Genomic DNA, 4,831 nt, shown 5'->3' on the forward strand with positions numbered 1-4,831 from the left:
TCGCATCGAACGCCCGGCGTTTCTGTTTCATCAAGTTCTCCTCTACGGGTGGATGATCCACCTATCGAGGTGTCCGAGGAAATTAGACCACTACACTTAACCCGTGCTGTCGGACTGAAGTCCGACCTACAGGGCGGGTGATCCGGAAGGCGGGGTGCAAGCGCCGCTTCCCGCAGGGCGGCCCTTCGCCCCTGCAAGGGGGATCGCAGAAGACCCCGTCATCCTCGCCCCCAACCCTCAGCACGGCCTCGTCCTGTAGGTCGGACTTCAGTCCGACCAACGCCGGCGACCTTAACCCGTGCTGTCGGACTGAAGTCCGACCTACAGGGCGGGTGATCCGGAAGGCGGGGTGCAAGCGCCGCTTCCTGCAGGGCGGCCCTTCGCCCCTGCAATTGGGATCGCAGAAGACCCCGTCACCCTCGCCCCCAACCCTCAGCACGGCTTCATCCTGTAGGTCGGACTTTAGTCCGACAACCGTCAGCCAGCTCAAGCCGTGCTGTCGGACTGAAGTCCGACCTACAGGGGGTGATCCGGAATCCGGGATGGAAGTGCCCGTTCGTGCCGCGACAGGCCATCCTCACCGCACACCTCGGCGACGCCCGGCGCGTGCGCGCTGAACTTTTTTGCATCAGATGCCGATTTAACACCCAGCGCCGTTCAACACTTAACGGTGCTCGCGCGTTGGATATCCGAGAATCATCCAAATCAACCGGAGCCTGTTGCCGTGCCACCGCTGCTCATCGTCAAGCTGGGCGATTACACCCCGGTCCTCGCCAACCGCGAGGGCGACTTCGAAAGCTGGATTTCGTCCGGGCTGGGCGATGTGCCGGTGCGGGTGGTCGACCCACGCAAGGGCGAGGCCCTGCCGGCGGCGGGTGAGGTGGCGGCCGCGGTGCTCACCGGCTCGCCCTCGATGGTCACCGACCGCGAGGCCTGGAGCGAAGCCACCGCCCGCTGGCTCGCCGGTCGGGTGGCCGAAGGGCTGCCGGTGCTGGGCATCTGCTACGGCCACCAGCTGCTGGCCCATGCCCTGGGTGGCGAGGCCGACTGGCATCCGCAAGGCATGGAGATCGGCACCGTCTGCGTCCGCAAGTCCGACGCCGCGCGGCATGACCCGCTGTTCGCCGATCTGCCCGACACTTTTCCCGCCCATGTGGTGCACAGCCAGACGGCCCGCCGCCTGCCGCCGGGCGCCCAGTGCCTGGCGTCGAGCGATTTCGAGCCCCACCACGCCTTCCGCTTTGGCGAGGCGGCCTGGGGCGTGCAGTTCCATCCGGAGTTCGACACGGTGGCGATGAAGTGCTACATCGCCCAGCTCTCGAGCCGCCTGCGCCAGGGCGGCGCCAATCCGGACGCGCTGACCGCGGCCGTCACCGAAACCCACGCCGCCACCAGTCTGCTGCGCCGCTTTGCCGATTTCGTGATGGAACGGACGAGCGGGCCCCTGCCTCAGCCGTAACGCCGGGCCGCCTCCACCGCGAGGCCGGCGCCGATGCTGCCAAACAGATCCCCCTCCACGCTGCGCGCGGCCGGCAGCTCGGCGGCGATGCGCGCCCGCAGCTGCGGCACGCCGCTCGCCCCGCCGGTGAAATACAGCGTATCCACCTGATCCCGCGCCACGCCGGCCTGATCCAGCAGCTCGGCCACCGTGGCCGCAACCCGCTCCACCAGCGTGCGCGTGGCGGCCGAAAAGGCCTCGGCGGTGATGTCATGGACAAGGCCCGCCTCCAGCCGATCCAGATGCAGCCGGGTGGTGCTGGCGGTGGACAGGTCGATCTTCGCCTGCTCAACCTGCAGGGCCAGCCAGTGGCCCTCCCGCTGGCCGATCAGCCGGGCCAGACGATCGAGCTCGCGGCGGGCAGCGGCGTCCCGGTAGATCTGCTGGAAATCGGCAAAGGCCTGGCGGGTGTAGGCAAAGTTGATGGTGTGCCAGGTGGCCAGCTGGAAGAACAGCCCGGACGGCACCTCGGCGCCGCTCTTCATCAGGCCCCGGTAGCCCAGCAGCGGCATCACGCATTCCAGCGACAGGGCCCGGTCGAAGTCCGTGCCGCCCACGTGCAGGCCGGCGTTGCCCAGCAGATCGTCCTTGCGATCCACGTGGCGGGCCCGCTCGGGCGACAGGCGCACCAGCGAGAAATCCGCCGTGCCGCCGCCGATGTCGGCGATCAGCACCAGCTCCTCCCGGTCCAGCCCCGCCTCGTAGTGCCGCGCGGCGCCGATGGGCTCGAACTGGAAGCTCACCTCCTTGAACCCCACCTGCCGGGCAATGGCGGCGAGCGTGTCCTCGGCGCGCTGGTCGGCGCTCGGGTCGCCATCCACAAAGAACACCGGCCGGCCGAACACCGCCTGCTCGAAACCACGGCCCGCCTGGGCCTCGGCCCGGCGCTTGAGCTCGCCGATGAAGCTCGCCAGCAGATCCTTGAAGGGCAGGGCGCGGCCGCCCACCTCGGTGCTGCCCTCCATCAGCTTGCTGCCCAGCAGGCTCTTGAGCGCCCGCATCAGCCGGCCCTCGTAGCCTTCCAGGTACTCGGCGAGCGCATCGCGCCCGAAGTGGGTGGATTCCTCGTCGGCATTGAAGAACACCGCCGACGGCAGCGTGGGCTTGCCATCCTCGAGGATCAGCAGCGTCTGTGCGCCCGGCCGCAGCCAGCCGACGGTGGAGTTGGAGGTTCCGAAGTCGATTCCGCAGGCGCGGGCGGGAGCGGCATTCATGGACTGGCGTGGGGAGAGCGGGGGGCGGATGTTACGCCGGTTGGGGGTGGCGAGGAAGAGGGCGCCGCCCACCTCAGGCGGCAGGGCTGTCACGCTCGGCACGCCGCCCGCATTTATCCCGAAAAACCCGCAGCCGGACGCCAGAACGCGCCAGAAAAATGGCCAAAGCTTCCAGGCCTGGGTGAAATCCCTCCAGCTTGTCCCCGGCCCCTCCCAGCCTGATCCCCGGGCGGGCAGGCTTGATTCAGCGCCGCTGCAGCTTTTTCCCGAAAAGCGCCAGCTTGAATCCGCCAGCCAGATAATTAATTGCTCGCAGCAATTAAAAAATTGCTGCGCCGGGCCGGGGCTGCGAAAAAAATCGGATTAATTAATTCCCGGAGCAATTTATTTTTCTCGATTCGACGTGACTCTCGAACGAATCGGAAAAAAGCTGGGTGGATTCGGGATTAATAAATTGCAGCTTTGCGTTTAGCCCCTGCAAAATTCGGATTAACCTGGCCTGTCGAGGGATTTAAAAATTGCTGCCCAGCAATTTTTCTGGAGGCAACCGGGAAAAACCGGAGGCCCCGAAGGCCGCGCCCTGGGGCTGGACGAGTTTTCGGGTCATCCCGCCAGCCCACCCACCCTGTAGGTCGGACTTCAGTCCGACACCCGATGCCGCCGATACCTCCGACAGACAAGGCTCGCCCCACGCGAGCAGCACAACCACGACAAAGAACTTGTCACCGGGGCTAGCGAGCGATAAATTTGGAAGGCATAGGCTGCACTGGTCGCCGCTGAGCAATCTGGTAAGTGGTCGGGTGCGGCGTTGCAGGATGAACAATGCTATCGCGAGGAGGGCTGGCGCAGGTGGCTTAAGAGGGCCGAGGGTAATAGTCCGGCGGCGGCCAGTTAGTAGACTTTGAAAAAATCGACGCCAGATGCAAGAAAATTTTGCATTTTCTAATTTCAATTGATAAGGATGTCTCGCATGAAAATTGAAAAACTGAAAGTAGCACTTTCTCCTTGGCTCAGGGTTGATACTTGGCACACTTCGCACCCCCTTGATGAGCAGCGGTTTCATCGTGCCCTCAAATCCACGTTTGACTTGCTCGGCACAACGATCGCATTTGACGATTTTAGGGAGGCCATGAATGCACTTGCGAAAGAGCATCATCCGAATTTTCAAGCTGACTATCGAAATGATCTCGTAGATAAATTTGCAAGGAGGGCTGAAACTATCGGCAATTATCTTCATGACAACGGAAGATAGGCGCTCGCTAACATGAGACACCTCTAGAACTTGTTTCTCAGCAGATTTTTAGACTCCATCACCATGCGCCTGGATGAACTTCGAGAGATCACCGAAAAGAGGGCTTGGAGGGCGCTTGCTCTAGCTCTCCTGAAGGACGCGAAGCCTTGTGAGGATGCTGCGGCGCAGTTCAGTACCTACTGGGTTGAAGGAGGTCACCACATTCGAGAGCAAATTGAGGATGACCTAGTCTTGGTTCGCTTGTTGCGTCACATTTTGCCGACTTACGAGGGTGTGGCGCTTACATTGTACAGAGGCGAGAATCTCGGAAGATGGCGGGCGGGTAAGGTTGGCTTTGCTTGGACCGCTGATATTGAGGTCGCAAGGATGTTTGGCCGAGGGCTCAATTCGGTTTGTTCCGGCGGCGTCCTGCTCAAAGGATATTTCCAGCAAGCTGCAATCATAGCGGGGCCAAACGCCCATAGTGCTTGGCTGGGCGAGGGGCAGTACACCGTTGATCCTTTATTTTTCGAAAATGCCATTAACGTGGAGGAAGTGTTTCCTCCTTTCTTCTAGTTACGTAGGTCGGGTTAGCCCACCGGGCGTAACCCGACGTCCCATGCTCGAGGCCATCTCTCAGCCGCCTGCCTTGAGCCATGACCCATTCCCGGGGATCGTCACCTGGGGGCCGAATCGAAGGCTTGTCGGGTTACGCCCTTCGGGCTAACCCGACTCTAAGGACTTCCCCGTCAAGCACCGTTTTTCCATGCCCGGCCGCCAGGCCGGTTTTCCTTTCCTGCTCACCTGCGACTCCTTCCTGGCACTGCACGCACGCGACGGATCGGACAGACAGACTGCCTCTCTCTAATCGGCCTTGATCGGGTCTCG

General features: G+C 62.6%; 4 protein-coding genes. 3 read left to right on the plus strand and 1 reads right to left on the minus strand.

Features of this window, described 5'->3' with window-relative positions; translation table 11 throughout:
* Positions 1-724 precede the first annotated feature (724 nt).
* Positions 725-1,459 (plus strand): glutamine amidotransferase, encoded by a 735-nt coding sequence (locus tag QQK25_RS22210; protein ID WP_284189919.1) that lies wholly within the window; start codon positions 725-727, stop codon positions 1,457-1,459.
* Here QQK25_RS22210 and QQK25_RS22215 read toward each other — a convergent pair.
* On the minus strand, positions 1,450-2,712 hold the full coding sequence (locus QQK25_RS22215; protein WP_284189922.1) for an Hsp70 family protein: 1,263 nt from the start codon (positions 2,710-2,712) through the stop codon (positions 1,450-1,452). The two genes, QQK25_RS22210 and QQK25_RS22215, sit on opposite strands and share 10 nt — an antisense overlap.
* A 970-nt stretch (positions 2,713-3,682) precedes the next feature.
* Between QQK25_RS22215 and QQK25_RS22220 the strand changes: the two genes are divergently transcribed.
* Together QQK25_RS22220 and QQK25_RS22225 are read left to right on the plus strand one after the other, a co-directional pair.
* Positions 3,683-3,964 carry a hypothetical protein gene (locus QQK25_RS22220; protein WP_284189920.1) on the plus strand — a complete coding sequence of 94 codons (282 nt, stop codon included), beginning with the start codon at positions 3,683-3,685 and terminating at the stop codon, positions 3,962-3,964.
* Positions 3,965-3,994: 30 nt separating this feature from the next.
* Positions 3,995-4,519, plus strand: a complete 525-nt coding sequence (locus QQK25_RS22225) for a hypothetical protein (protein ID WP_284189921.1) — start codon at positions 3,995-3,997, stop codon at positions 4,517-4,519.
* The last annotated feature ends 312 nt before the right edge of the window (positions 4,520-4,831 follow it).

This window comes from Zoogloea oryzae (assembly GCF_030161255.1).
GTDB classification, from domain to species: Bacteria; Pseudomonadota; Gammaproteobacteria; order Burkholderiales; family Rhodocyclaceae; genus Zoogloea; species Zoogloea oryzae.